General features: G+C 74.6%; 19 protein-coding genes. 14 read left to right on the forward strand and 5 right to left on the reverse strand.

The annotated features are described in order from the left end of the window. Positions 1 to 75: 75 nt before the first annotated feature. Positions 76 to 615: a TerD family protein gene (locus ABZ945_RS08895; protein WP_361266138.1), complete on the reverse strand. Its 540-nt coding sequence runs from the start codon at positions 613 to 615 to the stop codon at positions 76 to 78. Positions 616 to 774: 159 nt separating this feature from the next. Between ABZ945_RS08895 and ABZ945_RS08900 the strand changes: the two genes are divergently transcribed. From ABZ945_RS08900 to ABZ945_RS08915, 4 genes are all read left to right on the forward strand, one after another. Further along, complete coding sequence (locus ABZ945_RS08900; protein ID WP_361266140.1) at positions 775 to 1380, forward strand: YdbC family protein; 606 nt, start codon at positions 775 to 777, stop codon at positions 1378 to 1380. A gap of 161 nt (positions 1381 to 1541) precedes the next feature. Continuing rightward, on the forward strand, positions 1542 to 2201 hold the full coding sequence (locus ABZ945_RS08905) for a histidine phosphatase family protein (protein WP_361266143.1): 660 nt from the start codon (positions 1542 to 1544) through the stop codon (positions 2199 to 2201). Positions 2202 to 2213: 12 nt separating this feature from the next. Further along, a complete protein-coding gene (locus ABZ945_RS08910) occupies positions 2214 to 3212 on the forward strand; it encodes an ADP-ribosylglycohydrolase family protein (protein WP_361266145.1) in 999 nt (332 codons plus the stop codon). Between the two features lie 491 nt (positions 3213 to 3703). After that, positions 3704 to 5422: a DUF4173 domain-containing protein gene (locus ABZ945_RS08915; protein WP_361266147.1), complete on the forward strand. Its 1719-nt coding sequence runs from the start codon at positions 3704 to 3706 to the stop codon at positions 5420 to 5422. Between the two features lie 34 nt (positions 5423 to 5456). Here the strand turns inward: ABZ945_RS08915 and ABZ945_RS08920 are convergent, their stop codons facing one another. Next, the gene (locus ABZ945_RS08920) at positions 5457 to 6947 is read right to left on the reverse strand and encodes an MFS transporter (RefSeq protein WP_361266394.1); all 1491 of its coding nucleotides are present in this window, start codon (positions 6945 to 6947) and stop codon (positions 5457 to 5459) included. A 259-nt stretch (positions 6948 to 7206) separates the two neighbouring features. On the opposite strand from ABZ945_RS08920, the gene ABZ945_RS08925 reads away from it, so the two are divergent. From ABZ945_RS08925 to ABZ945_RS08935, 3 genes are all read left to right on the forward strand, one after another. Further along, positions 7207 to 7830 carry a TetR/AcrR family transcriptional regulator gene (locus ABZ945_RS08925; RefSeq protein WP_361266149.1) on the forward strand — a complete coding sequence of 208 codons (624 nt, stop codon included), beginning with the start codon at positions 7207 to 7209 and terminating at the stop codon, positions 7828 to 7830. Between the two features lie 194 nt (positions 7831 to 8024). Continuing rightward, entirely contained in the window at positions 8025 to 8735 is a 711-nt protein-coding gene (locus ABZ945_RS08930; protein WP_248631090.1) for a ribonuclease HII, read from the forward strand. Positions 8736 to 8982: 247 nt separating this feature from the next. Further along, entirely contained in the window at positions 8983 to 9636 is a 654-nt protein-coding gene (locus ABZ945_RS08935; protein ID WP_361266152.1) for a hypothetical protein, read from the forward strand. A gap of 202 nt (positions 9637 to 9838) precedes the next feature. Here the strand turns inward: ABZ945_RS08935 and ABZ945_RS08940 are convergent, their stop codons facing one another. Together ABZ945_RS08940 and ABZ945_RS08945 are read right to left on the reverse strand one after the other, a co-directional pair. Further along, on the reverse strand, positions 9839 to 10468 hold the full coding sequence (locus tag ABZ945_RS08940) for a hypothetical protein (RefSeq protein WP_361266154.1): 630 nt from the start codon (positions 10466 to 10468) through the stop codon (positions 9839 to 9841). 273 nt (positions 10469 to 10741) lie between these two features. Next, positions 10742 to 12922 (reverse strand): RecQ family ATP-dependent DNA helicase, encoded by a 2181-nt coding sequence (locus ABZ945_RS08945; RefSeq protein ID WP_361266156.1) that lies wholly within the window; start codon positions 12920 to 12922, stop codon positions 10742 to 10744. A 200-nt stretch (positions 12923 to 13122) separates the two neighbouring features. Between ABZ945_RS08945 and ABZ945_RS08950 the strand changes: the two genes are divergently transcribed. The 3 genes from ABZ945_RS08950 to ABZ945_RS08960 all read left to right on the forward strand — a co-directional run bounded on the left by ABZ945_RS08950 (position 13123) and on the right by ABZ945_RS08960 (position 18546). After that, positions 13123 to 14811 (forward strand): DUF4192 domain-containing protein, encoded by a 1689-nt coding sequence (locus tag ABZ945_RS08950; RefSeq protein WP_361266158.1) that lies wholly within the window; start codon positions 13123 to 13125, stop codon positions 14809 to 14811. Between the two features lie 546 nt (positions 14812 to 15357). Next, positions 15358 to 17316, forward strand: a complete 1959-nt coding sequence (locus tag ABZ945_RS08955) for a glycogen debranching N-terminal domain-containing protein (RefSeq protein WP_361266396.1) — start codon at positions 15358 to 15360, stop codon at positions 17314 to 17316. A 129-nt stretch (positions 17317 to 17445) separates the two neighbouring features. After that, complete coding sequence (locus tag ABZ945_RS08960) at positions 17446 to 18546, forward strand: winged helix DNA-binding domain-containing protein (RefSeq protein ID WP_361266160.1); 1101 nt, start codon at positions 17446 to 17448, stop codon at positions 18544 to 18546. Positions 18547 to 18678: 132 nt separating this feature from the next. On the opposite strand, the gene ABZ945_RS08965 is transcribed toward ABZ945_RS08960, so the two are convergent. After that, on the reverse strand, positions 18679 to 20655 hold the full coding sequence (locus ABZ945_RS08965) for a heavy metal translocating P-type ATPase (protein ID WP_361266162.1): 1977 nt from the start codon (positions 20653 to 20655) through the stop codon (positions 18679 to 18681). 119 nt (positions 20656 to 20774) lie between these two features. Between ABZ945_RS08965 and ABZ945_RS08970 the strand changes: the two genes are divergently transcribed. The 4 genes from ABZ945_RS08970 (at position 20775) to ABZ945_RS08985 (ending at position 25345) form a co-directional block, all read left to right on the forward strand. Next, positions 20775 to 21173, forward strand: coding sequence for a metalloregulator ArsR/SmtB family transcription factor (locus ABZ945_RS08970; RefSeq protein WP_361266164.1), 399 nt, complete (start codon positions 20775 to 20777; stop codon positions 21171 to 21173). Between the two features lie 70 nt (positions 21174 to 21243). Continuing rightward, positions 21244 to 22011 (forward strand): NUDIX domain-containing protein, encoded by a 768-nt coding sequence (locus ABZ945_RS08975; protein ID WP_361266166.1) that lies wholly within the window; start codon positions 21244 to 21246, stop codon positions 22009 to 22011. A 171-nt stretch (positions 22012 to 22182) separates the two neighbouring features. Beyond that, on the forward strand, positions 22183 to 24297 hold the full coding sequence (locus tag ABZ945_RS08980; RefSeq protein ID WP_361266169.1) for an ATP-binding cassette domain-containing protein: 2115 nt from the start codon (positions 22183 to 22185) through the stop codon (positions 24295 to 24297). 106 nt (positions 24298 to 24403) lie between these two features. After that, positions 24404 to 25345: a FadR/GntR family transcriptional regulator gene (locus ABZ945_RS08985; protein ID WP_361266171.1), complete on the forward strand. Its 942-nt coding sequence runs from the start codon at positions 24404 to 24406 to the stop codon at positions 25343 to 25345. The last annotated feature ends 1067 nt before the right edge of the window (positions 25346 to 26412 follow it).

Below are 26412 nucleotides of genomic sequence, written 5' to 3' on the forward strand. Positions count from 1 at the left end.
TGCGGGCCCGCGTCCGTTGAACGGCAGTGAGTGAGGGCGGGGGGCCGGCATCTGCCGGCCCCCCGCCCTGCTCCGTCAGCCGGCCGCGCCGCCCATCAGTTCCGTGAAGGAGCGCGGGTCGGCGTCGAAGCCGCGCAGGGAGCGGCTCCACCGCCAGCCGCCGGTGCCGCCGTCGGCGCGGGTGAACTCCGCGATCGTCGCGGCGGTGGCCGGGCCGAGATCGGCCAGCCGGAGGTTGTCCAGCTCCTGGTAGCCCTCCTTGACTGCCACCTGCCCGCCCGCGACATCGGCGAAGGCGATCCGGCCGCCGCCCTGCTGGATGGCCACGCCCACCACCACCCGCCCGTAGGCGGGCGACAGCCGTTCCAGCTCCAGGGTCATCACCTCGTCCGAGCCGAACCCCTGGCCGGTGCGGCTGTCCCGGTCCAGCGTGATGGTGCCGTCCGGCGAGCGGCTGCCGAAGTGCACCAGGTAGACGGGCGTGCCGTGCGGGTCCTCCTGGGGGTAGACCGCGGCGATGATGTCGAGGTCGTGGTCGGGGGCGCCGGCCGGGCTCGGGTCCCACCGGAGTGTCACCTGCACCTTGCCGACACCCTTGTTGAGACTGCTGGTCACGCCATCCCCTCTCGTCTGCGGCCACCGGCACCGGTTCCTCCCCGCGCGGCCGCCCGGTCAATCCCCCGCCCCCAACGCTCCCCGCGGGCAGGGCCGTTGCCATGGTGTCATGCGGTGGATCGCCGGAAGGCGGTATCTCCCGGGCCTTACCATGGCGCGGTGCTGGTCAAGTGGATTCGCTGCACCGTCGTGGACCGCCGAGGATTCGAACGCGCGCAGCGGAAATGGGCGGGGCTGCTGGGTGAGCCGGGCTTCCGCGGGCAGGGCGGCGGCTGGAGCCGGACCCGCCCCGACGTCGCCCATGTCTTCACCTTCTGGGAGAGCCGCCCGTTCTACGACTCCTTCATGGCACGCTCCCACGACCGGCTCGCCGCCTCGCAGGTCGGCACCTACACCCGGTCGCGGGCCAAGCTGTTCGAGCACCGCTTCGATGTGAAGACCGGGTTCGAGCCGCGCTTCACCGACGCCGACGTGGTGCGGGTGGCGCACAGCAGGATCCACCAGGAGCGGGTCGAGCACTACGCGCTGATGCAGGAGAAGGTGTGGAACCCGGCGATGGCCGGCTCGCCCGGGATGCTGCGCGGGCTGTTCGGGGAGGCGCCGGGGCACGAGTTCCTGGTGCTGTCGATGTGGCGCTCCGCGGCCGAACACGGCAAGTACCGCGCCGAGCGGGTGGAGCGGCTGGCGCTGCGTACCCAGATCGAGGCCGATGTGGCGGCGCTGACCGGGGACGTGGTCGACCTGGAGACGGCGTGGACGGTGTGAGCGCGGGGCGGTTCGCGCCGGGCGGATGCCCCGTACGGTGCCGCCGCCGGGCGGATGCCCGTACGGTGCCGCTGCCGGGCGGATGCCCCTTGTGGCGCCGTGCGTCTGTGATACGTGGCACTTCCCGGCTGGATCCGTGACGCACGGCCTATCGTCGGGGCATGGCACGACCGCGGCGCATCGTTCTCGTACGGCACGGCGAATCGGAGGGCAACACCGATGACACGGTGTACGAGCGCGAGCCCGACCACGCGCTGAGGCTCACCGACCGGGGGCGGCGCCAGGCCGAGGCGGCCGGGGAGCGGCTGCGGGAGGCCTTCGGCGAGGAGCGGGTCAGCGTCTACGTCTCGCCCTACCGCCGCACCCACGAGACCCTGCGGGCCCTGCGGCTCGACCCGTCGCTGACCCGGGTACGGGAGGAGCCGCGCCTGCGCGAGCAGGACTGGGGCAACTGGCAGGACCCCGCCGACGTAGGCCGTCAGAAGGCGAAGCGCGACGCCTACGGGCACTTCTTCTACCGCTTCGCCCAAGGCGAGTCCGGCGCCGATGTGTACGACCGGGTCGGCGCTTTCCTGGAGAGCCTGCACCGCAGCTTCGCCGAGCCCGACCATCCGCCGAACGTCCTGCTGGTCACCCATGGGCTGACCATGCGGCTGTTCTGCATGCGGTGGTTCCACTGGACGGTCGACGAGTTCGAGTGCCTGCGCAACCCCTCGAACGGGGAGACGCGCACGCTGCTGCTCGGCGCCGACGGCCGGTACGCACTGGACCGCCCGTTCGAACGGTGGCGGGAGCCCGAGCCGTACGGGACCACCGGTTAGAGTGGCAGTGCGATGACGGCTGACTCCTCTTCCCGCTCCACGGACGGTCCCCGCACCCCTGGCGACCATCCCACCCCCACCTCCTCCTCCGCCTCCGGTCCGGCCTCCGCGCCCGACCCGCTGGGTCGCGCGCTCGCCAGCCTGCGCGGGCTGTCGGTGGGCGACGCCCTCGGCTCGCAGTTCTTCGTCCCGGCCCACTACCCGCTGCTGAAGCGGCGCGAGCTGCCGCCCGGCCCGTGGCAGTGGACCGACGACACCGAGATGGCCTGCTCGATCGTCGCCGTCCTCGCCCGGCACGGCCGCGTCGACCAGGACGCGCTGGCCCTCTCCTTCGCCGAGCACCATGACTTCGACCGCGGCTACGGTCCCGCGGTCAACCGTATGCTCCGGCTGGTCCGCGAGGGGGCGGACTGGCGAGAACTCGCCGCGGCCTTGTTCAACGGGCAGGGCTCGTGGGGCAATGGAGCGGCGATGCGGATCGCCCCGCTCGGTGCGTGGTACGCCGACGACCCCGAGCAGGCGACCCACCAGGCCGAGATCTCCTCGTACACCACCCACCAGCACCGCGAGGCGGTCGTCGGCTGTATGGCCGTGGCCGCCGCGGCGGCGCTGGCGGCCCGTCCCGGAGGGCCTCCGACGCCGGAGGAGCTGCTGGACGGTGTCGTGGCCCTGGTGCCGCGCAGCGCGGTCGGCGCCGGGCTCCGCCGTGCCCGGGACATGCTCGACTACGCGGACGCCGGCACCGTGGCGGCGGTGCTCGGCTGCGGCCGCCGCACCAGCGCGCATGACACGGTGCCCTTCGCGCTCTGGTCGGCCGCGCGGGCGCTGGGCGACTACGAGCGGATGTTCTGGACGACGGCGCAGGCCGGCGGAGACGTCGACACCACCTGCGCCATCGCCGGGGGAGTGGTGGCCGCGGCGGGCGGCGCACCACCGGCCGCCTGGCTGGAGCGCACGGAGACGCTGCCGGACTGGCTGACGGCCGCCACGACCGGGGTGCTCGGCGCCTGACGCCGGAGGGGTCGGTCGGGCCTTGTGCCGGGGTGCCGGGATGCCGGGATGCCGGGATGCCGGACGGACCGGTCATCCGGCATGGCCCGGCTTACTGTCACGGTCCTGCCACAGAGCGGCCTCGGCGGCGGAGGCAGGCGCTTTCGGGACTAGCCTTGCCGCCACACCGCCGCCTTGATCATCAACGGCCGCGCTGAGCAGACACCGGAGCCGGTCCGTCCGGGCCGCCGCCACGACGGGCGGTACGCGGCCGGCCGGGAGGGGGTCCCGTGTCCGACACACCGCCCACACCGTCCGTACCGCCGCCGCCACCGGAGCGGCCGGGCCAGGGCAAGGGCAAGGATGACGAGCCGGCGGACGTGGTCCCCGCGCCGGGGGACAACCGCCTGGCCGGTACGGATGCCGATGCTGGTGGCGGGAGCCGGGCTGGTGCCGGGGGCGGGGAGGGTACGCCTTCGGGCGCGGCTGCTGCAAAGGGTGCGGCGCCCGGCATGGACGCGGCACCCATCCCGGTGCAGACCGCAGGCGCGTCGGCCGCCGGCCGGGCGGGCATGTCGGGGGCGCACACCGGTCGGCCGCAGGCGCGTACCGGCGCCCCCGCCCACGTATGGGTGCCGCCGCAACCGCCGCGGCGCGGGCCCAGCCCGATACGTCCGCGCCCTCCCGCCCCCGTGCCGACCGGGGCGCTGGTCGCCGTGCTCGCCACCGGTCTGCTCAGCGCTCTTCTCCTGGGCGACGGGGGCATCGGGCTGAACCTGCTGATCGTCGCCGTACCGGCCGCCCTCGCCGCCGGCTTCGCCGCGGTCGCCGCCGGGCGGCGGATCCGCCCCTGGACGGTCGTCTGGGCCCTGGGCGGGCTCGCCCTGCTGGCCGTACCCGCACTGCGTGACGCGGGCTGGCCCACCTTCCTCGCCATCGCCGCCGCCTTCGGCCTCGGCGCGCTGGCCCTGCACGGCAGCCGCAGTTGGCGCGGCATCGTCCTCGCCCCGCTGGGCCTCTTCGACTCGGTGCCCGCCGGGATCGTCTGGGGGTGGCAGGGGGTACGCCAGCGCGCCGCCGCACGCGGCTCGCTTGGCCCGATCCTGCGGACGACCGGGGTGGCGCTGGCGCTGCTCGTCGTCTTCGGCGCTCTGTTCGCCGGTGCGGACGCCGCCTTCGCCGACCTGGTGGGCTCCCTGGTGCCGGACATCTCCGTGACGGAGGGGCCCTGGCGGGTGCTGCTCTTCGCCTGGGGTCTCATCGGGGCGCTGTGTGCCGCCCGTACCGCCGCCGCACCACTGCGCTGGGACCTGCTGCCGGCGACCCCCGGCCGTCCGCGCGGCCGACTGGAATGGGCGCTTCCGCTCATGGTGCTCACGGTGCTGTTCGCCGCCTTCAACGCCGTACAACTCGCGGTGCTGCTCCGCGGCTACGACCGGGTGCTCAGCGAGACCGGCCTCACCAACGCCGAGTACGCCCGCCAGGGGTTCTGGCAGTTGCTGTGGGCCACTCTGCTCACCGTGGTCGTGATCGCCCTGGCCGTCCGCTGGGCGCCTCGCGGCGGGACCCGCGACCGCACCCTGGTCCGGGCGGTGCTCGGCACGCTCTGCCTGATGACGCTGGTGGTGGTCGCCTCGGCGCTGCGGCGGATGGACCTGTATGTGGACGCCTACGGGCTCACCCGGCTCCGGGTCTCGGTGGCCGCCGTGGAGCTGTGGCTGGGCGTCGTCCTCGTCCTGGTGATGGCCGCGGGGGTCCTCGGCGCCAGGCGCCTCCCGCTGCCGCGCGCCGTGGCGGTGAGCGCGGCGGTGTTCGTGCTCGGCTTCGGCCTGCTCTCCCCGGACGCGCTGGTCGCCGAACGGAACGTCCAGCGGTACGAGAAGAGCGGCACCATCGACATCGGCTACCTCGACAACCTGTCGGCCGACGCCGCCCCCGCCCTGGACCGGCTGCCCGAGCCGCTGCGCTCCTGCGCGCTGCGGAACATCGAGCGCGACCTCGACGCCGCGGACACGCCCTGGTACGCGCTCAGCCTCGGCGAGCACCGCGCCCGGGAGATCATCGACGCCCGCCCGGTCTCCACCGCCGGATATGTGTGCACCCCGGGGCGGGACGGCGGCGACCGGGACGACTACGACGAGTACGGGGACTGGGAGCCGGACACCGGGGGGCTGGAACCGCCGGAGACCGGGGGCGGGGGATCGGATCCGTTCGGGGACTACGGGCGGTAGCCCGCGGACCTCATTGGCCACCCCCGGCCCCTTGTCAGCCCAGCCCCGGTCCGGCGGACTCGGCCGTTCCGCTGAGGGCCGCCAGATCACTGCGGCGTACCCGGACGACAAGCAGGGCGGTCAGCAGCGCCACCGCCACCATGGCGACCGCGACCATGAAGGACGTGGAGATGCCCTCCGTCAGTACCTGACCGCCCCAGGGGGCGGGCAGTTCGCGGGTGGCGGCGAACTCCTTCAGCTGCTCCGGAGTGGCCTGCGCCATGAAGTCGGGCAGCTGCTTCTGGGCCTCCTCGCGGCTCGCCGTGCCGAAGACGGTGACCAGGATGGACAGGCCCAGCGAACCGCCCACCTGCTGGGTGGCGTTGAGCAGACCCGAGGCCGCGCCCGCCTCGTGCGGGGCCACCCCGGAGACCGCCGTCAGGGTCAGGGTGACGAAGTTCAGCCCCATGCCGAAGCCGAAGAGCAGCAGCGGCCCCAGGATGCCGCCCAGGTAGGTGCTGCTCGGCGAGACGAAGGTCTGCCAGAACAGCCCCGCGCCGGTGATCGCCGCACCGGACACCATGAACGGCTTGGGCCCCAGCACCGGCAGCAGCTTCTGCGCCAGCCCGGCGGCGACGATGATGGCCGCGGTGACCGGCAGGAAGGCGAGGCCCGCCTCGATCGGGCTGTAGACCAGCACGTTCTGGACGAAGAGCACGATGAAGAAGAACATCCCGAACATGGCCGCGGACAGGCTGAGCATGATCACATACGTGCCCGAGCGGTTGCGGTCGGCGAACATCCGCAGCGGGGTGATGGGCTCCTTCGCCCGCCGCTCCACCACCGCGAAGGCGGCCAGCAGGATCACGGCGGCCACGAACGACCCGATGGTCAGCGCGTCGCGCCAACCCTCCTCGGAGGCCCGGATGAAGCCGTAGACGAGCGAGGCCATACCGCCCGTGGAGGTCAGCGCGCCCGCGATGTCGAACCGTCCGGGGTGGCGCTCGGACTCCCGGATGCAGCGCGGGGCGAGGAAGGCGATCAGCAGCCCGATGGGCACGTTGACGAACAGCACCCAGCGCCAGTCCAGCCACTCGGTGAGCATCCCGCCGGCCAGCAGACCGATGGCGCCGCCGCCGGCCGAGACGGCCGCGAACACGCCGAACGCCCGGTTCCGGGCCGGCCCCTCCGGGAACGTGGTGGTGATCAGCGCCAGCGAGGTCGGGGAGGCGATCGCGCCACCGACCCCCTGCAGCGCCCGGGCCGCCAGCAACTGCCAGGGTTCCTGCGCGAATCCGCCCAGCAGCGAGGCCGCGGTGAAGAGCAGGATGCCGGTCATGAACACCCGGCGGCGGCCGAGCACGTCCCCGGCCCGCCCACCGAGCAGCAGCAGGCCGCCGAAGGTGAGCGTGTAGGCGCTGAGCACCCAGGACAGGCCGGTGGTGGAGAAGGAGAGCGCGTCCTGGATGTGGGGCAGCGCGATGTTCACGATGGTGGAGTCGAGCACCACCATCAACTGGCAGGCCGCGATGACCGCGAGGGCCAGACCGGCGCGGGCCGGTGGCCCCGCCGCCGGTCTGCTGTGCTCCCGCTGGGTCTCCGGCGCGGAAATTGTCACTATGGTTCCCCCAGGGGTGATGCAGTGAACGGAGGCGTTCACTGCGGTCGCCACGGTAGTGAGTCCCCGTCAGGGAACGCAAGCGTTCACTGAATCGCCGCCGCTGGGGTCGCCGGGCGGCATCAGTCGTCCGGTGCCGCTCCCTGCCGGCCCCGCGCCCGGCCAGTCGACCGATGGAGAGTTGCCGATGGCGAACACCCGCACCGAGGAAGCCGGTCACGAGCGCGCAGCCTGCCGCCGGCACGGCGCCGTGCTGGAGCGGGCCATCCTCGAAGCCGCCCTTGCGGAGCTGGCCCGGGTCGGCTGGAACGGCCTGACCATGGAGGGGGTGGCCGCCGCCGCGCGGACCGGCAAGGCGGCCGTCTATCGTCGCTGGTCAGGCAAGGAGGAACTGGTCGCGGAGGCGTTGCGGGCCGCGCTGCCGTCACTGGATGAGGTCCCCGACCTCGGCGGGGTGCGCGAGGACCTGCACGCCCTCTGCCGGATGATCCGGGACGCGATGTTCTCCGCGTCGGGCACGGCTCTTCGCTCGGTGCTTCACGAATGCGACGGTGCGGGCGGCGAGCGGTTCCACGGTCTCATTCGAACGGGTGTCATCGACCCCGGAACCCGGCTGATCCGCGCGGTGCTGGCCCGTGGCCGCGAGCGGGGCGATGTCCGGTCGGACAGCGGCGACGGGCTGGTCGTCGATGTGCTCCCCGCCCTGCTGATGTACCGCTCGAAGGTGCACGGGAGCGAGTGGCCGGACGCGGAGGTGGCGGAGCTGGTCGACCAGGTGCTGGTGCCGCTGCTGCGCCCCGGCGCCCACTGACGCCTTCTGGGCCTTACGCGTGCGGTCGCCGGGGGACGGATGCCGGACGGTGTCCCGGGGTGGATACCGGCCGGTAAGGGGGTGGATGTCCGCTGGTGCGGGGGTGGGTAACCGGCGGTACGGGGGCGGCGGGGGGCCCGTAGGGCAATCCGGGTATCGCGGGCCGGGCCGGGCGGCGTAACCTGTCTGGCGCCATGCCGTACGAACCTCCCACCCACACCGTCGAACGCTCGATCCGAGCGACCACCGGCGCCAAGACCATCGCCGGGGTCGACGAGGTCGGACGCGGGGCGTGGGCCGGGCCCGTCACGGTGTGCGCCGCCGTCACCGGTCTGCGCCGGCCGCCCGCCGGACTGACCGACTCCAAGCTCATCAACCCCAAGCGCCGCGCCGAACTCGCCGTGGAGCTGGAGAAGTGGGTCACCTCGCACGCCCTCGGCCATGCCTCTCCGGAGGAGATCGACGAGCTCGGGATGACCGCGGCGCTGCGGCTGGCCGCCGTCCGCGCCCTGGACGCGCTGCCGGTGCGGCCGGACGCGGTGATACTGGACGGCAAGCACGACTACCTGGGGGTGCCCTGGCAGGTGCGTACGGTGATCAAGGGCGACCAGTCCTGTGTCGCCGTCGCGGCGGCCTCCGTCATCGCCAAGGTGCGCCGGGACGCGATGATGGCCGAACTGGAGGCGGAGTCGGCGCAGTACGCCGCCTTCGGGTTCGGGGCCAACGCCGGTTACCCGTCGCCGGTGCACAAGGCGGCGCTCCACGAGTGGGGGCCCACGCCCTACCACCGGCTCAGCTGGGCCTATCTCGACGGGCTGCCCCAGTGGCGGCACCTCAAGAAGGTCCGCATCCCACCCCAGGCGGCCGAACGGGAAAGCGGGGGCCAACTCGGCTTCGACTTCTGACGCGAACCGCTCGACCTTCGACCTTCGATCGTTCGGCTTCGGTCATCCGACGTCGACCGCTCGACTCCCGACTGCTCGACTTCGACTGCTCGATCCCCGACCGATCGACTTCCGACCGATCGACTCCTGACCGGTCGACTTCCGACCGCTCGCGGACGGCCGGCGGCCCTGACCGACCGCCCCCCGTGCCGCGTGCAAGCACCACCCGCCGCCGTCGCTTCGGCCGGCGTTTGATAGACAACCATCCATGCCTCTCATCCCCGAGGAGCCTCAGATTCCCGAGAGTGCCCAGGGTCCCCGCGCCACCCCGGCCGCAGGCCGTACCGCGCCGACCCCTCGACCCGTACCCGGTCCGCGAGCCGTCCCCGGCCCGCGCTCCGCTTCCGCGCCGCGTCCCGGACGTCCGGGCCCCGGCCCCGCCCGGCCGGCGCCGCCCGTCCAGCGCCAGCACGGCTCCACCGCTCCGGCCCCCGGCCCGCGGATGGAGAATCGTTCCGCGACGGAGGCCTCCGGGCCCCGGATCCAGCTGATCCCCGCCCCGGTGGACGGCGCGCTCGACGCCGCCGAGGAGGCGGTGGACCTGCTGCTGGACACCGGCCGTGCGCCCGGCGACATCCTGGTGCTCACCACCGGTGAGCAGCACCCCTGGGCCGCCCACGAACTGTCCTTCGGCGAGGCGTCCTACTGGGCGCAGCACGACGCCGGTGAGGACGTGTTCTTCGCGGACGCCACCGCCGCCACCCGTGCCTCCGACCGGCCGGTGGTGGTCGTCGCCCTGAACGGCGGCGACGACGACGCGGCCGCGCGCACCCTGCCGGCCGCACTGACCCGGGCCACCGCCCTGCTGGTCGTCTGCGGCGACGCGGAGCGCGTCAACTCGGTTCTGGGCGCCGGGGTCTGAGCGGTCGCCCGGGCGACCGCCGCCCGGGCACCGATCGGTTCCCGCTGCCGGGCGCCCTATGGCGGCTCCCGACGAACGGCCCGTACGCGGCCGGCACCATCAGATGCCGGCCGCGTACGGCTGTGCGGTGACCGGTGGTTCGCCCCGGTGGGCGGTACGGAGCCGAGCCGAGCTCAGCCCAGCCGTGCCGTCTGAAGGGGGCTCAGCGGGCCGCCGAACGGCGCAGCGCCTCGGGGGCGCCGCCGGCCCCGCGCGGTACCGCGAGCAATCCCTCCGGCGCCGGATCGGCCAGGTCGCTCGGGGGCGACGCGGAGTGCGGTCGCCGCCCTCCCCGGCCCTCGCCCAGCACCTGCCAACCGCCGCTGGTCAGGGTGATGTACGCGCCGCAGCGCAGCCCGTGCAGGGTGCAGGCGTCCCGCAGCCCCCACATCCACGCCCCGTCCTCCTCGGTCCAGCGCTCGTCGCCGTCCCGGCAGTAGAGCAGCACCGCCGTGCGCACCGGAGTGCGGCGGCGCAGGTCGTGTGGGATGACCCGGCGCAGATGCGCGAGCAGCGCGTTGCGGAAGTCCCAGCCGTCCGCCGGTACGGCGCGCCGGGCGAAGGAGGCGCTGGCGGTGAGCCGTTCCTCCTGGTCCAGCACGGCCACCACGGCGGTGGCGGGGGTCGGATGGTGGCGGGCGTGCAGACCGCTGACGATCTCGCGCGGGCTACGCAGCAGGGGGATGCCCGCCGCCGCCCATTCCGTCGGCTGGAGCATCCTGGCAAGGCTGCTCGCGGAATGGTTCGGGGAGTCGATCGAGGTGGCAGTGGACGGGGCGAATCCGAAGGTCACGGTCCTCCCTTCGCATACGCGGCCACAAGGGCGGCAGGGTCGAGTGAGGGACGCACCGGCATGGCCCTTCCAGGGCGAATGGGCCGCACGGGGAGCGGATTCCAATTGTTCCTGGCGGAACGGGCCAGCGGCAACGAGCAATTGAGGCCGACGCCGGGAATGGGTTGGTATGACACTCATATCCTGCCCGTTCCCGGGCGGCTGATGCCTCTCCGCGCTCCCGGAGGCGGTGGAAGGCCCTTTGAAGCCCCGTCCGCGGGCCCGCGCGGCCGATCATCCCTGCGCGGCGAGGACCAGCGGAAACACCCCCTCCGCTCCGGCTCCGCGCAGCAGCCGGGCCGCTACCGCGAGCGTCCACCCGCTGTCGGTGAGATCGTCCACCAGCAGCACCGGTCCGCCCGCCGCCGCCAACTCCGCGGCCAGCTCCGCCGGTACCTCCAGCGCGTGATGCAGACCCAGCACCCGCTGGGCGCTGTTGGTCCGGGACAGCCGGTCCGACGGGCCGGACGTGTACCGCAGAGCGCCGAGCAGCGGCATCCGCCCCACCTCCGCGATCCGGCGGCCCAGTGAGCCCACCAGCTCCGGCCGGCCGCGCGAGGGGACCGTCACCACCCCGACGGGCCGTGCCGGGGCGTCGGCCGCACCGGAGGCCCAACCGCCCGGGCCGCGCGCCCAGTCGGCCATCACCCGCACCACCGCGTCCACCACATCGTCCGGCACCGGTCCGTCCGGCGCGCCCGGGGCGAACAGCGGCCGCAGGCGGTTGCCCCACCCGATGTCCGACAGCCGGCCGAGCGCCCGCCCCGCGAACGACTGCTCCGACGCCGGGATACGGCCCTTCAGCTCCACCCCGGCCGCCGGCAGCCCGGTCGGCCACATCCGGCGCGGCTCCACATCGATCCCGGGCCGGCCCAGCTCACCGCGCGCGGCGTCCAGCGCGGCCGCCGACACCTTGGTGTCGAAGCGGGGCCCCGCGCAGTTGTCGCAGCGGCCGCAGGGGGCCGCCTCCTCGTCGTCCAGCTGGCGCCGCAGGAACTCCATCCGGCAGCCCTCCGACGCGGCGTACTCCCGCATCGCCTGCTGCTCCGCCGTGCGCTGGCGGGCCACCCAGGCGTATCGCTCGGTGTCGTACGCCCAGGGTGTGCCGGTGCTCGTCCAGCCGCCCTTCACCCGCCGGACCGCGCCGTCCACGTCCAGCACCTTCAGCATGGTCTCCAGCCGGGTGCGGCGCAGCTCCACCAGCGGCTCCAGCGCCGGCAGCGACAGCGGGCGCCCGGCGTGGGCCAGCACGTCGAGCGTCCGGCGCACCTGCTCCTCGGGCGGGAAGGCCACCGAGGCGAAGTACTGCCAGATGGCTTCGTCCTCCGCGCCGGGCAGCAGCAGCACCTCCGCGTGCCGGACGCCGCGCCCGGCGCGCCCCACCTGCTGGTAGTACGCGATGGGCGAGGACGGCGAGCCGAAGTGGACCACGAACCCCAGGTCGGGCTTGTCGAACCCCATGCCCAGCGCCGAGGTCGCCACCAGCGCCTTGACGCGGTTGGCCAGCAGGTCCTCCTCGGCCTGCCGGCGGTCCGCGTCCTCGGTGCGGCCCGTGTAGGAGGCCACCGTGTGCCCGCACTGCCGCAGATAGGCCGTGACCTCCTCGGCCGCCGCCACGGTCAGCGTGTAGATGATGCCGGACCCCGGCAGGGCGTCCAGCTGGTCGGCCAGCCAGGCGAGGCGGTGCGCCGCGTCCGGCAGGCGCAGCACTCCCAGGGCGAGGCTCTCGCGGTCCAGCGGGCCGCGCAGCACCAGCGCGTCACCACCCGCCCCGGTGCCCAGCTGCTCGGCCACGTCGGAGGTCACCCGGGCGTTGGCCGTGGCGGTCGTCGCCAGCACGGGGACCCCGTCCGGAAGCTCGGCCAGCATGGTCCGCAGCCGCCGGTAGTCGGGCCGGAAGTCATGGCCCCAGTCGGAGACGCAGTGCGCCTCGTCGACGACCAGCATCCCGGTCGCGGCCGCCAGCCGGGGCAGCACCTGGTCGCGGAAGTCGGGGTTGTTCAGCCGCTCCGGACTGACCAGCAGCACGTCCACCGCGCCTGTGGCCACCTCCTCGTGGATCGCCTCCCACTCCTCGCTGTTGGAGGAGTTGATCGTGCGGGCGCGGATCCCGGCCCGGGCGGCCGCGTCCACCTGGTTGCGCATCAGCGCCAGCAGCGGCGAGACGATCACCGTGGGCCCGGCGCCCTGCGCGCGCAGCAGCGAGGTGGCGACGAAGTACACCGCGGACTTGCCCCACCCGGTGCGCTGCACCACCAGCGCGCGGCGGCGCTCCGCGACCAGCGCCTCGATCGCCCGCCACTGGTCCTCGCGCAACCGCGCCGTCCCGCTCTCGTCCCCGACCAGGCGGGCAAGCACGGCATCGGCCGCCGCGCGGAGATCCTGGGGTGCTGCTGCCTCGCTCGTGTGCTCCATGCCCCCATGCAACAGCACGGCTGTGACAATCGGCGAACCATGGCGGCCGCCGTGGCCACTTCTCGCCACAGCGGCTCCGACGAGGGAGGACGCCCCCGAATACCCCCTGGTGGGCGGCGGTGTCGACCCCTGTGGACAACGCTGTCCACGCTGTCCACAGGGGTCGACGGGGGCTTGCGGAGTGCGGGACGGTCTCGGCCATGAGCGAACGACAGGACATCCCCCAGCCCCACGACCGCCCCCTTCCCCTCCCCGAGTCCGCCCTTCCCACCGACCGCGTCACCGACCCCACCGGAGCAGCCATGCCGCTCGTCCCCGCCGAATCCTCCGCGTCCTCCGGGTCCCCCGAGCCCGCCGTGTCCCCCGAGCCCGGCAACGACTTCGGCGAGCGCTCCGAGGACCAGTCGTCGGACCACCGGTCCGGCGGGTGGGCGGGTGGCCGACCGGGGTCCCGGCCGGGGCCCGTGGAGCAGATCACCCTGCGCGGTCCCGCCGAGCTGGCCGACGCCCTGCCGTACATGCTGGGGTACCACCCGACCGACTCCATCGTGCTGGTCGCGCTCCACGGTGACCGGGGCAGGTTCGGCGGCCGGGTGCGGCTGGGCATTCCGCGCTCGGCCCGCGAGTGGCCCTCCGTCGCCGACCAGCTCGCCGAGGCGCTGGTCGAGGGGGGCGAGCGGCGCGGCACCCGTCCGGACGGCATCGTGGCGTTCCTCTGCCAGGACCCCGCGGAGGGCGAGTCGGCCCTGCGGGTCATGGAGCGGCTGCGTCCGCTGGCACAGCGGCTGCGTACCGCCTGCGGCGCGCTCGACGTACCCGTGTACGAGGCGCTGTGCGTCTCGGACGGCCGCTTCTGGTCCTACTGCTGCCCGGACAGCCGCTGCTGCCCGCCCGACGGCACCCCGCTGGTGGCGCCGGGCACCTCGGTGATGGCCGCCGCCGCGACCTACGCGGGCATCCAGGTCCGCGGTTCGCTACGGGACCTCCAGGCCCGGCTGCGCCCCTGGGACCGAGGCACCCGGGCCGCCGACGAGCAGTTGCGCGCGCTGGACGAGGCGGGGGCGGCCCTGGTGCCGGCCATCCTGGGCGAGCAGGGCCGGGACGGGGTACGGGAGGACACCCTGCGGCTCGCCGAGGCTCTGATGCGGCGGCTCGCGCACAACCCGCCCGGCGGCGACTCCGCCGCCGCCGACACCCACGACGACGGGCTGCTCGGCCACCGGGAGGCGGCCTCGGTCATCCTCGGGTTGCAGGACCGGCTGACGCGGGATCGCGCGGCGGAGTGGATGGAGGGGCCCGGCGCTCCCTCCGCGCTGCGGCTCTGGCGCGCGCTGTCCCGCCGCTGTGTGGGGGCCTACGTCGAGCACTCGGCCGCGCCGCTGACCCTGGCCGGCTGGGTGTCCTGGTCGACCGGCGACGAACCGGCCGCCCGGATCGCGCTGGGGCTGGCCTTGGAGGTGGACCCCGAGTACGTCTTCGCCAAGCTGCTGCACCAGGCGTGCAACGAGAACCTGGACCCCGAGTCACTGCGCCAGTGCCTTCGGAAGGAGCGCGAGGTGCGGGCGGCGGCGGAGGGGGAAGTGACCTCCGCCCGTCCCCCGGAGGCCGGGGCCCGGGCCGGTCGGACCCGGACCAGGACCCGGCTGCGGACCCGGGCCGGGGCCGGTGGGGCCGACGGCGGTGACGGAGGCCGGAGGACCGGTGCGCCGCGCGCTGCCAGGGCCCGGTCGGCGGCGGGAGCTCGGAGGGCTGATGCCTCACGACCGGCCGCCGGTTCGGCGCCGACGGCGGCGGCCCGCACGGCCGGCGGAGTGCCGAGCAGCGGCCTCCGCGCGGCGGGCCGGGGAGAGGAGGGAGACCGTACCGAGAGCCGCACGCGAGCCGAGTGAGCCCGGCCCGGCGGGTGGAACGCCGGTCCGACCGGAGACGGGTCGGTGAGCCGGAGGCGGGTCGGTGAGCGGGGCAGGGCGGGGGAGTGGGTCCGTCCGGCTGCGCCGGGGATGGCCGAGGAGCCGGCCGCCACTCGCGTGGCGTCGGCTGTGCGCCGAGACCCTGGCGGCGAGTACGGCCACACCGGCCGTGTGCGACGGGGATCGAAGAAAGGTGAGGAGGGGGAGGGCGACGGTGGTGGATGGTGACGTACTTGCCGGAAGGAGGCGCATGGGCGGCGGTGGGGGGCTCGGCGTGACCGGATCGTCTGCCTGGCCGTTGACCTCGGTGGCGGAGTCGCCTGACCCGTGCCGCCGTACGTCCAGCGGCTGTCCGGAGCACACAGAAGGCCCTCTCACCCCTCCATGGACCTCCCTCAGCCCGATCCGGCATCCGATCCGGTACCCGGTCCGTGGCGCGCCCTGCCTCGGCAGGCGTCACCGCTGGCCGGCCGGGGAGCGCCGGTGGCTTCCGTTCGGCAGGGCGGGCCGCCGCCGGTCCACGAGATGCTCGTCAGCGTCGCCATGCCCGCCTTCGCCCTCTCCCCGCCTCATGGCCAGCTCACCGGGCACGGCGTCGACGGGGTGTTCCACGCGGGTCGACGCGTCCTCGCCCGGGCGCGGCTGCGGGTCGCGGGCCGGGAGCCGGTCACCGTCCAGGCCGGGACGCTGGGTGCCGGTCAGGCCCGGTTCACGGCGCTGGTCCAGGCGCCGGCCGGCGGTGGGCCGGATCCCGCGATCGTGGTGGAGCGGAGCCGACAGGCCGACGGTTCCGAGCGGATCACCCTGCGCAGCGCGCTCGACCGGGTGCTGCGCCTTCCGGTCGAACTCCTCCTCGGCGCCGATCTCGCCGAGTTGGGCGCGATCGCGGCGGGCCGCCCCGGTCCCGAGCCGTCCGCCGCGGTCCATGGCGCGGGGCTTCGCTGGTCGGCTCCGGTCGGCTGGGCCTCCGTCACCGCCGAGCCGGCTCCGGACGACACCCTCGCCTCGGCCGGGGTGCTGCGCTGGCTGCTCGACCTCGGACCGGGGGAGCAGCGCACCATCGAGCTGCGGGTCCGCTCGTCCCTCATGCCCCGTGGCGGCCCCGGCCACCGCCGTCCCTCCGCCGGTGGTGCGCTGGCGGCCGAGGGGGCGAGCGGTGGGCGCTGCTTCTCCGACGCCCGCGCCGAGGCGGACGACCCGCGGGTGGAGCGGCTGTTCGCGGCGGGCGTCGCCGACCTGCGGGCGCTGCTGCTGCGCGACCCGGCCCACCCCGGAGGCGCCCTGTTCGCCGCGGGTGTTCCCTGGCGCGCCCGCCCGGTACCGGCGGAGGCGCTGTGGGCCGCGCGGATGGCTCTCCCGCTGGGCACCGGGGCGGCGGTCGGGACGCTGCGGGCGCTGGCGCGGACCCAGCACACCGCACCAGGGGACGGGGCCGGGTTCATCCCCGGGCCGCTGCGCGACGGCGGGCCGGGGCTGCCTCCCGTATGCACCGGCACCGAAGCCACCCTGGCGTTCCCGGTGGTGCTGGCCGAGGCCCGTCGCTGGGGGCTGCCCGACGGTGAGTTCGCCGAGCTGCTGCCCGCCGCCGAGCGCTGCCTGCGCTGGCTGCGGGCCGCCGCGGGTGAGGACGGTTATGTGCCGGAGCCGGGCTCCGGCCGCGTACTCCGCGCCGAGACGCAGGCGCACGCGCACCGGGCCGCCGTGCTCGGCGCCGACCTGCTGGAGGCATGCGGCCGCCCGGGCGCGGAGGAGTGGCGGTCCTGGGCCGGCCGGCTGCGTACCCGGTTCCGGGCCGACTTCTGGATCGACGACCGGGGAGGCGGTCGGCCGGTGGCCGTACGCACCGCGGGCGGACCGCGCCCGCACCTCGGCGGTGCCGCCGCCCATCTGCTCGACACCGGCCTCGGGGACGGCGGGCGACCGGCGCGCGGACTGCTCGACCCGGTCCGGACCGGGCGGCTCGCCCGGCTGCTCGGCAGCCCCGCCCTGGACTCCGGTTGGGGACTGCGGGGGCTCGGCGCGGATGAGCCGGGCTTCAACCCGTTCGGCCACCGCACCGGCGCGGTACGGGTGTACGAGACGGCCGTCGCCGTCGCGGGGCTCGCGGCGAGCGGTCATGAGCGGGAGGCGGCCGCCCTGCTCGGCGGTCTGGTGCGGGCCGCGGAGAGCTTCGCGTACCGGCTGCCGGAGATGTACGGCGGGGGCCGGCGCACGGCGGGCGGCGCCCCTGTGCCGCATCCGGCCGCCTGCCGCCCCTCCGCGCTCTCCGCGGCCTCGGCCGTGTACCTGCTCGCCACCGCCGCGGGCATCCGCCCGGACGTACCGGCGGGGCTCCTCGCGGTACGGCCGCTGGGCTCCGCGCCCCTGGGCGCGTTCCGGCTCTCCGGGCTCGCCGTCGCGGGGGAGCCCCTCGCCGTCCGGGTCAGCGGACTCGGGCTGGGGCTGGTCGAGGCCGCCGCCCCGGGTCTCCGGCTCGGCGGCTGACCGGCCACCGCCGCCGCGGCTGCTCCGGGATGCGGTCACCACCTGACCGCATCTGCTGCGACGGTGGGCACTGAACCGAACCGGACCGTGTGAGCCGAGGTGGATCCGAGTGGTGGAGGTGGTGAGCAGATGACCGTCCTGAGCGACAGGGCGCTGGGCCGCGCGACACTCGCCCGGCAACTGCTGCTCGATCCGGCCGGTATGCCTGTCGAGGACGCCGTTTCCCACCTCGGCGGTCTGCAGGCGCAGGAGCCCCAGGAACCGTTCGTCGGACTCTGGTCGAGGCTGTGCGCCTTCGACTCCTCGCAGCTGTCCGGTGCACTGATCGGACGCCGTGTGGTGCGGACCCATCTCATGCGCCGCACCGTCCACCTCGTCACCGCCGAGGACGCCCTGGGCTGGCGGTCCCGCCATGACGCCATGCTGCGCCAGCGGGCCCTGGGGGCCCACCGCCGCGAACTCGCCGGGGTCGATCTGGACGAACTCGCCGCGGCGGGACGGGCGGTGCTGGCCGACGCCGAGCCCCGCACCATGGGCGAGCTGGTGCGGGCCGTCGAAGGGCGCTGGCCGGCGGCGGGGCGGCGGGCGCTGGGCGAGATGCTGGTCGCCGCCCTGGTGCCCGTCGTGCAGATCCCGCCACGTGGGCTGTGGCGCACCAGGGCCGGGGTACGCAATGTCCTGCTCTCGGCCTGGCTCGGCCGTGAGATCGCCCCGCCCGCCCCGGACGGCGCCGACCCGGTCGGCCAGGCCCTCGTGAGGCGTTACCTAGCCGCGTACGGCCCTGCCACCTCGGCGGACCTTCGGGCCTGGTGCGGCCTGGCCGGGTTGCCCGCCGCGGTGGCCGCGGTTCGCGCGGAACTGGTCGGCTTCCGCGACGAGCACGGGAGGGAGTTGCTGGACCTGCCCGACGCCCCGCGCCCCGGCCCTGACGCGCCTGCCCCGGTGCGGTTCCTGCCGGCCTTCGACAGCGCGATCCTCGGCTACCGGTATCGCGGCAGGATCATCGACGACGCCCACCGCGGTCTGTCGGTCGCCGGTGAGCGCGTCGTCCTGGTCGACGGGCGGGTCGCCGCGACCTGGAACGTCGACCGGGACGCCACCGTCACCGTCACCCCGCTGCGCCGCCTCACCCCGGCCGAGCGCTCCGAGAGCGCCGAACAGGGGCAGGCGCTGGCCTCGTTCCTCTCGGACGGGGAGAGCGATCGCGTCGAGGTCACCGCAACGGACTGACCGTGCGGGGAGGGAGGAAGGAGGGCGACCGTGACATCCGGGAGTCGGAGGAAGGCATGTGCCGGCGGGAGCGGTGACCTTGGCGGGGCCGCGGCAGACCGTGACGGTGGCCCGCCCGGTAAGGGCGACTGCTCATGCTGCGGGAGGGGTGGGTCGGGGCCAGGCGGCCTCGCGCAGCAGGCGCAGGCCGTTGAGGCCGACGATGACGGTGGAACCCTCGTGGCCGGCGACCCCCAGGGGCAGGGGCAGGGTGCCGATCAGGTCCCAGGCCACCAGGACGGCGATGAACGTGCCGGCGATGGCCAGGTTCCGGATGACGAAGCGGCGTGCGGTGCGGGAGAGCTGAACGAGCGAGGGGATGGCGGCGAGTTCGTCGCGGACGACCACGGCGTCGGCGGTCTCCAGGGCGAGGTCGGAGCCGGCCTTGCCCATCGCGATCCCGGAGTGCGCGGCGGCCAGGGCGGGGGCGTCGTTGACGCCGTCGCCGACGACCAGCACCCGGCGTCCCCGGGCTTCCCACTCCTGGACGGCCGCCACCTTGTCCTGGGGCAGCAGTCCGGCGCGGACGTCGGTGATGCCGACCTCGGCGGCCAGGTGCCGGGCGGCGCGTTCGTTGTCGCCGGTCAGCAGAATGGGCGTGCGGCCGGTCAGCCGGGTGAGGGCGGCGACGGTGGCCGCCGCGTCCGGTCGCAGCCGGTCGGCGATCCCGAGCACGCCCACCGGTTCCTGATCCCGCAGGACGGCGACGGCGGTTCGTCCGGCCTCCTCCAGTTCGGCCACCACGGCTCGCCCGGGCTGGTGGCCGGCGGCGTCCACGAGCCGGGCGGGGGCGCCGACCGTGACGGTGTGGCCGTCGACGGTGGCGGTGACTCCCCGGCCCGGAGCGGCGGTGAAGTCCTCGACGCCGGTCAACGGCAGGCCGCGTTCGCGGGCGGCGGCGACCACAGCACGCGCGAGCGGGTGTTCGCTGGGGTGCTCGGCGGACGCCGCCAGCCTCAGCAGGCTGTCCTGGTCCAGGCCGCTGCCGGGCAGCGGGCGCAGGTCGGTGACGCGGGGGGTGCCTTCGGTGAGGGTGCCGGTCTTGTCCAGGGCGACGGTGTCGATCCGGCCGAGGCGTTCCATGACGACGGCGGACTTGGCGAGGACACCGTGGCGGCCGGCGTTGGCGATGGCGGACAGCAGCGGCGGCATGGTGGACAGGACGACCGCGCACGGCGAGGCCACGATCATGAACGTCATGGCTCGTAGCAGGGCGGCGGAGAGGGCGTCGCCGAAAGCGAGCGGGATCGCGAAGACGGCGAGGGTGGCGGCCACCATGCCGATCGAGTAGCGCTGTTCGACCTTCTCGATGAACAGCTGGGTGGGAGCCTTGGTCTCGGAGGCCTCCTCGACCATCCTCACGATCCGGGCGATCACCGAGTCCGACGGGTCGCGCTCGACCTGGACCCGCAGGGCGCCGGTGCCGTTGACGGTGCCGGCGAACACCCCGTCGCCGACCTGCTTGGCCACCGGCAGCGGCTCGCCGGTGATGGTGGCCTGGTCGACCTCACCGGCCCCGTAGAGGACCCGGCCGTCCGCCCCGACCCGTTCGCCGGGCCGGACCAGGATCGTGTCCCCGACCGCCAGACGCTCCGCCTCGACCGTCTCCTCGGTGCCGTCCGGCAGCAGCCGGGTGGCGGTGGCCGGGGCGAGGTCGAGCAGACCACGCACGGAGTCGGCGGTCCGCGCGGTGGCGACGGCCTCCAGGGCACCGGAGGTGGCGAAGATGACGATCAGCAGTGCGCCGTCGAGGACCTGTCCGATCGCGGCGGCTCCCAGGGCCGCGACGACCATCAGCAGATCCACGTCCAGGGTCTTGTCCCTGAGGGCCTTCAGCCCCTCCCATCCGGGCTCCCAGCCACCGGTGGCATAGGTGGCGGCGAACAGCGTTCCCCACAGCCAGGCCGGGCCGTCCAGCAGGTGCACGGGCAGGCCGATCAGGAACAGCACCAGGGCCGCGATCGCCCAGCGGGCCTCCGGTAGCGCCAGTAGCCGCGTCCGGCGGTGGGGGGCCGCAGTGCGGTGTGCGGCGACGGGCGGCGCGGGCCGCCGATCGAGGACGGAAGGCATGACAGAACCGACCCTTCACGGGCGAGATGGACGACCCCTCGTGGGCGGACCGGGGTGGCATCACCACCGTACACGAACATATGAACAGGTCTTCAGGTGTTCTCGGTATGATGAGGTGCATGGGTCACGGAACCGGCACCGCCAGCAGCGCCACCACCCGCGAGCGTCTTGACGCGGTCGGCACCGCCGATGTCGCCGCCACCCTCCAGGCTCTGTCCACCCCGTCCCGGCTCTACATCCTGGCCCGCCTGCAGGAGGGGCCCTGCTCGGTGAGCGAGCTGGCCGACGCAGTCGGTATGGAGGCCTCCGCCTGCTCCCACCAGCTGCGCCTGCTGCGCAACCTCGGTCTGGTCACCGGCGAACGCCACGGGCGGTCCATCGTCTACGCCCTGTACGACAACCATGTCGCCGAGCTTCTCGACCAGGCCCTCTACCACGTCGAACACCTGCGCCTCGGCGCCCATGACGCCCCCACCGGAGTCGAGCGCGCGGCCTCGACGCGGGTGCGGTCGATGTGACCGCCGGGCGACGGTCCGATGCGTCCGGTAGGGCGTGCTTATCGTCAGGAAGACGACTATGATGCGCGGCATGTCGCCCTACGACCCCTCGGCCTTCCCGCCCTTCGCCGTCACCGTCGACCTCGTGGTGCTCACCGTGCGCCGCCACGCGCTGTGCGCGCTGGTCGTGCGGCGCGGGGAGCAGCCGTTCCAAGGGCGTTGGGCGCTCCCGGGCGGCTTCGTACGGGAGGACGAGGATCTCGGGGCCGCCGCGCGCCGGGAACTCGCCGAGGAGACCGGGCTGTGCGCCCACGACGCGGGCACGCCCCCGGCCGAGACGAGCGGTGCCCACCTCGAACAGCTCGCCACCTACGGCGCCCCGGGCCGCGACCCCCGGATGCGGGTGGTCAGCGTCGCCCATCTCGCTCTGGCGCCCGACCTTCCCGCGCCCCGGCCCGGGGGCGACGCCAACAGCGCACGCTGGGCCCCGGTGGAGGAACTCCTCGAACCGGAGGGCGCCCCGCCGCCCTCGGAGGAGCAGCCGGCCCCGCTCGCCTTCGACCACGGCCGGATCCTCGCCGACGGTGTGGAGCGCGCCCGGTCGAAGATCGAGTACTCCTCACTGGCCACCGCCTTCTGCCCGCCGGAGTTCACCGTGGGTGAGCTGCGGCGGGTGTACGAGGGTGTCTGGGGCGTGGCGCTGGACCCCCGCAACTTCCATCGCAAGGTGACCGGCACCCCGGGCTTCCTGGTGCCGTCCGGTGGGACCACGACCCGTCAAGGCGGCCGCCCCGCCCAGCTGTTCCGGGCCGGCGGTGCCACCCTGCTCAACCCGCCGATGCTGCGCCCCGAGGTCTGACACCGGCCTGAGCCCGACATCGCGGGGGGGGTATCGAGAGTCCGATATCGGGGGCGAATCGCCCGGTTCTACGGGTTTGGTCGGAAATGTAGCGCTATCTTGTCGCGGTACCGACCCGCCCTGCCGCGGAGCGCCTGCCGCCGAGCGGCCCCCGACCTCGCGGGAGTAGCGATGCTCCAGGCCATCGGACTGACCAGTACCAGCCGCCGCCCAGGCCGCCCGCCCGCGGTCGACGACCTGACCTTCGAGGCCCGCCCCGGCAGTGTCACCGCGCTGCTCGGCGCCCGCGGTTCCGGCAAGACCACCGCCCTGCGGATGATGCTGGAGCTCGAACCGGGGCGTGGGATCACCTGCTTCCGCGGCAGGCCGCTGCGCCGCATCGCCCATCCGGCACGCGAGGTCGGCGTCCTCCTCGGCGACGTACCCGGGCACCCCTCGCGTACCGCTCGCGGGCAGTTGAGGATGCTCGCGGCCGCCGCCGGGGTCCCTGCCTCGCGCGCCGACGAGCTGCTGGACGTCGTCGGACTGGCCGCCCTGCGCAACCATCGGCTCGGCGCGCTGTCGCTCGGGATGGACCGCCGACTCGGCCTCGCCTTGGCGCTGCTGGGCGACCCGCACACGCTGCTGCTCGACCAGCCGTCGAACGGGCTGCCCCCTCGTGAGGCCCAGTGGCTGCACGGGCTGCTGCGCGCCCACGCCGACCATGGCGGCACCGTGCTCTTCACCACCGACGACCCGAGGGAGGCGGCCCGCCGGGCCGACCGCGTGCTGGCCCTGGACCGGGGCCGGCTGGTGGCGGACCAGGACGGCGCCGCCTTCGCCCGTACCCGGCTCCGGCCCCGGGTCGCCGTCCACACTCCGCACGCGGCGCGGCTCGCCGCGCTGGTCGCCCGCGAGGCCCGGGCTTCGGGGCGGCCCGTCGAGGTGGTGGCCGAGAGCGGAGGGCGGCTCTCCGTCTACGGCAGCGACTGCGCGCGGATCGGCGAGACCGCGTTCCGGCACGGCGTACTGCTCCATCGACTCGCCGACGAGACGGGTGAGGAGGCGACCCCTGTCCCGTTCCCCAGCCCGCCTCGATCCCCGGGTACGGCTTCCGGCTCGCGTCGGTCACCACTCTCGGCCCCGGCCCCGGGCGAGGACTCCGGTCCGCCTCGGTCACTGGGCCCGGCCCCTGATGGGGCGTCCGGCGGCTCGACGCCTCCGGTCCCGGCTCCGGCTCAAGCCGCCGCTGCCGGATCCGCGCCCGCCCCGGCCTCCGACTCCGCGCCCGCCCCCGCTGCCGGGTCCGCGGCCACCCCCGCCTCCGGGTCCGCGGCCACCCCGGCCTCCGGGTCCGCGGCCACCCCGGCCTCCGGGTCCGCGGCCACCCCGGCCCCCGGGTCCGCGGCCGCCCAGGTCGCCAAGAGAGCGCCCGTCCCGGCCCTCGGGGCCGCGCCCGCGCCGGTGGCCCGGCCTGCGGGGGTTGCTGTTGTGGGGCGGCAGGCCGCGGTGCCGCCGTTGGTGCGGCGGCCGCCGCGGGGGCCGGCGCGGCCGGTGCGTTACGAGGTGCGGCGGCTGCTGGGGGTGCCCAGTACCCCGCTCACCGCGGCCGCCGGGCTCGCCGCCTCGGTCCTGATCGCGGTCCTGCTGGCACGGTCCGGGGGCGTTCCGCTGCCGACCGCCCTGGCCGCCTGGCCACGGATGCTGCCGTTGCCGCCCGCCGCGCTCGCCGCCGGGCTGCTGGGCGCGCTCTCCTTCGGCGACGAGTACCGCCACCCCGGCCTGAGTTCCGGGCGGGGCGCCGTCCCGCGCCGGCTCGGGCTGCCGCTCGCCAAGCTCCTCGTCACCGCGGTCACCGCGGCACTGCTCGCCCTGGTCTCGGCGCTGGCCGGCTTCGCCGCGCTGCGGCTGCTGTACGGCGGCGAGGCCATCCCGGTGCCCCGGCACTGGGCGCCGCTGGTCGCGATCTGGACGGCGCTCTGCGTCGGTTGCGGCTGGGCCGGGCTGCTCGGGGCGGGCGTGTTCCGGGTCACCGCGGCAGGGGTCGCCGCGGTGCTGGCCGTGCCGGTGGTGGTGGCTCCGCTCGTGCAGCGGGTGTCGGCGGGTCCCTCCGTCCGCCCGATCGCCGGTCTGCCGGACCGCCTTCGCGAACTCCTGTGGCCGCGTTGGCCGTTCGATGTCGATGGCGCGTTGGGTGTTGCGGCTCGGATGGCGGCCCAACCGATGGGCGCGGCACTGGTGTTGTCGCTTTCGGTCTTGATCTGCGCGTATCTGATCACTGGATGTCGATGCCGCGCCCGTTGGTGATCGTAAACCGAAGGAATGTGCCCAACGGGTCGGAAAAACCCAGGAGGTTGCCTGAGTTGTTCTCCTCCGGCGTCAATGGATGAGCGGGCGCCGATCACCCTTTCGTGTGCTTTTCACTAAAGACCTCAAGGGGCGTGGAACCGACGCCGACAAAGGATGCGTGAACACCCTTGCGCACACGATGATGACCGCCGCCGCCCGCCCCGTGGAAAGCCTCACGGCGCCCGGCGCCCTGGACCGTTACCCCTACCCCGAGGGCCCTGCCGCCGATCGCATGGCGCCGCCCGCCTGGGAGGGGCCCGACACCGAGCTGGGCCGGATGGGCCGCCGGGCGACCGGCAGCCGGGGCCGCGGTCTGCACGGCCAACTCGTCCAGCAGCTCGGCCAGATGATCGTCTCCGGCGACCTCGGCGCGGACCGCCCCCTGGTACCCGAGGAGATCGGCCAGCGTTTCGAGGTGTCCCGCACCGTGGTGCGCGAGTCGCTGCGCGTGCTGGAGGCGAAGGGACTGGTGAGTGCCCGCCCCAACGTCGGCACCCGGGTCCGCCCGGTCAGCGACTGGAACCTGCTCGACCCGGACATCATCGAGTGGCGCGCCTTCGGCCCGCAGCGCGAGGACCAGCGCCGTGAACTCGGCGAGCTGCGCTGGACGATCGAGCCGCTGGCCGCCCGTCTCGCCGCCGGGCACGGCCGGGAGGAGGTGCAGCAGCGCCTCCACGACATGGTCGAGATCATGGGCCATGCGCTCGCCCAGGGCGACGCGATCACCTTCTCCCGGGCCGACACCGAGTTCCACGCCCTGCTGATCCAGCTCGCCGGCAATCGCATGCTGGAGCATCTGTCGGGCATCGTCTCCGCCGCTCTCCAGGTGTCCGGCGCCCCGGCCACCGGCTGCGACCGCCCCAGCGAGAGCTGCGTCGCGCACCACGCGCGGATCGTGGACGCCCTGGCGGCCGGGGACGGCACCGCCGCCGAGTCGGCCATGCGCCAGCTGCTCACCGTCCACCCCGAGGTCGAGCGGGTCGTCCCCGCGCCGCGCGAGCACTGACCCGACCCCACCCGACCCGGCAACCCGGACGCGCCCCACCGTGTACGGGGGCGCATCGGTCGGCCACGCGTGCCGGACCCGAGCCCCGTACCCGGGCCCTGGTCCGCGTATCGGGGCCTGATCCGCGTACGGGATCCCGATCCCGGGCCCGGCCCGCGTACCGGGAAGCGCTCGGCGGAGTGCATGGAGTACGCGGAGTACGAGGAGTACGCGGAGTACGCGGAAGGCACCCGGAGGGTGTCCTTGGGTGGTCGAAGCCGCCGAGGCGGCGCTTCGGGGGTCGGAGGGCCTACTCGAAGGCCCCCGCCGGCGATGGGCCAAGGGGCGAGGACGGCCCCAAGGCCACATGGCCCACCAAGAGGCCACCAGGCCCCAAGGTCCCCAAGGTCCCCAAGGTCCCCAAGGTCCCCAAGGTCCCCAAGGTCCCCAAGGTCCCCAAGGTCCCCAAGGTCCCCAAGGTCCCCAAGGCACACACGGCCCGGAACGGGGGCGTGGCGGGCGCCGGCAGGGGTGTGTACGCGGATCCGGCGGGGGTAGGCGGGGGACGTCGCCCGAAGGGTTCACCCGAGTGGACCCCCGGGTGGGTCCGGAGCACGGATGGCGCGGTCGAACCTCACCGCGGAGTCCGGGACGGGCCCCGCGCGGCGGATCACCTGGCGGCGGAGAGCCCGGGGCACGGAGTGCCACTCGGCCGGGTCGCTGGTCAGGCCGGGGCGGCTCGGCTGCGGTTCCGGCAGGTCTCCGGTCGGGCTTCCGGGCGGGTTCCGAGGAGGGGCGCGGTCGGATCGGTCGCCCGGAGGGAGTCGAACTGGGGGCGAACTCCCGTTCTGTGCGCTTTCGCCGGGTATGCGGTGTGACTCGGGCCACGCGGATTGGGCGTAACGCTCCCGTAAGCCCTGCGATGACCTAAGAGGTGATGGCCGAGGAAGGAATACAGCCGCCGTGGACGGCGCTGTGCAGCTCCGAGGTTCAGCCCGCGTCGTCGGCACACTCCCCGCCGACGGTCGTCGGCACCGACCCGATCACGGGCGGCGCCGGAAGCCGTTTCCCATCATTCCGAGAGGTTG

Source organism: Streptomyces sp. NPDC046887, from assembly GCF_040644755.1.
Taxonomy (GTDB): domain Bacteria; phylum Actinomycetota; class Actinomycetes; order Streptomycetales; family Streptomycetaceae; genus Streptomyces; species Streptomyces lichenis.

What these genes read in the sequence shown, in the direction of transcription:
- ABZ945_RS08915 (WP_361266147.1), top strand. Translation starts at nt 3,704, where the DNA reads ATGGACGCGGCACCCATCCCGGTGCAGACCGCAGGCGCGTCGGCCGCC.
- ABZ945_RS08975 (WP_361266166.1), top strand. Translation starts at nt 21,244, where the DNA reads ATGTCGCCCTACGACCCCTCGGCCTTCCCGCCCTTCGCCGTCACCGTC.
- ABZ945_RS08950 (WP_361266158.1), top strand. Translation starts at nt 13,123, where the DNA reads ATGAGCGAACGACAGGACATCCCCCAGCCCCACGACCGCCCCCTTCCC.
- ABZ945_RS08910 (WP_361266145.1), top strand. Translation starts at nt 2,214, where the DNA reads ATGACGGCTGACTCCTCTTCCCGCTCCACGGACGGTCCCCGCACCCCT.
- ABZ945_RS08925 (WP_361266149.1), top strand. Translation starts at nt 7,207, where the DNA reads ATGGCGAACACCCGCACCGAGGAAGCCGGTCACGAGCGCGCAGCCTGC.
- ABZ945_RS08965 (WP_361266162.1), bottom strand. Translation starts at nt 20,655, where the DNA reads ATGCCTTCCGTCCTCGATCGGCGGCCCGCGCCGCCCGTCGCCGCACAC.
- ABZ945_RS08960 (WP_361266160.1), top strand. Translation starts at nt 17,446, where the DNA reads ATGACCGTCCTGAGCGACAGGGCGCTGGGCCGCGCGACACTCGCCCGG.
- ABZ945_RS08930 (WP_248631090.1), top strand. Translation starts at nt 8,025, where the DNA reads ATGCCGTACGAACCTCCCACCCACACCGTCGAACGCTCGATCCGAGCG.
- ABZ945_RS08905 (WP_361266143.1), top strand. Translation starts at nt 1,542, where the DNA reads ATGGCACGACCGCGGCGCATCGTTCTCGTACGGCACGGCGAATCGGAG.
- ABZ945_RS08945 (WP_361266156.1), bottom strand. Translation starts at nt 12,922, where the DNA reads ATGGAGCACACGAGCGAGGCAGCAGCACCCCAGGATCTCCGCGCGGCG.
- ABZ945_RS08955 (WP_361266396.1), top strand. Translation starts at nt 15,358, where the DNA reads ATGCTCGTCAGCGTCGCCATGCCCGCCTTCGCCCTCTCCCCGCCTCAT.
- ABZ945_RS08980 (WP_361266169.1), top strand. Translation starts at nt 22,183, where the DNA reads ATGCTCCAGGCCATCGGACTGACCAGTACCAGCCGCCGCCCAGGCCGC.
- ABZ945_RS08935 (WP_361266152.1), top strand. Translation starts at nt 8,983, where the DNA reads ATGCCTCTCATCCCCGAGGAGCCTCAGATTCCCGAGAGTGCCCAGGGT.
- ABZ945_RS08970 (WP_361266164.1), top strand. Translation starts at nt 20,775, where the DNA reads ATGGGTCACGGAACCGGCACCGCCAGCAGCGCCACCACCCGCGAGCGT.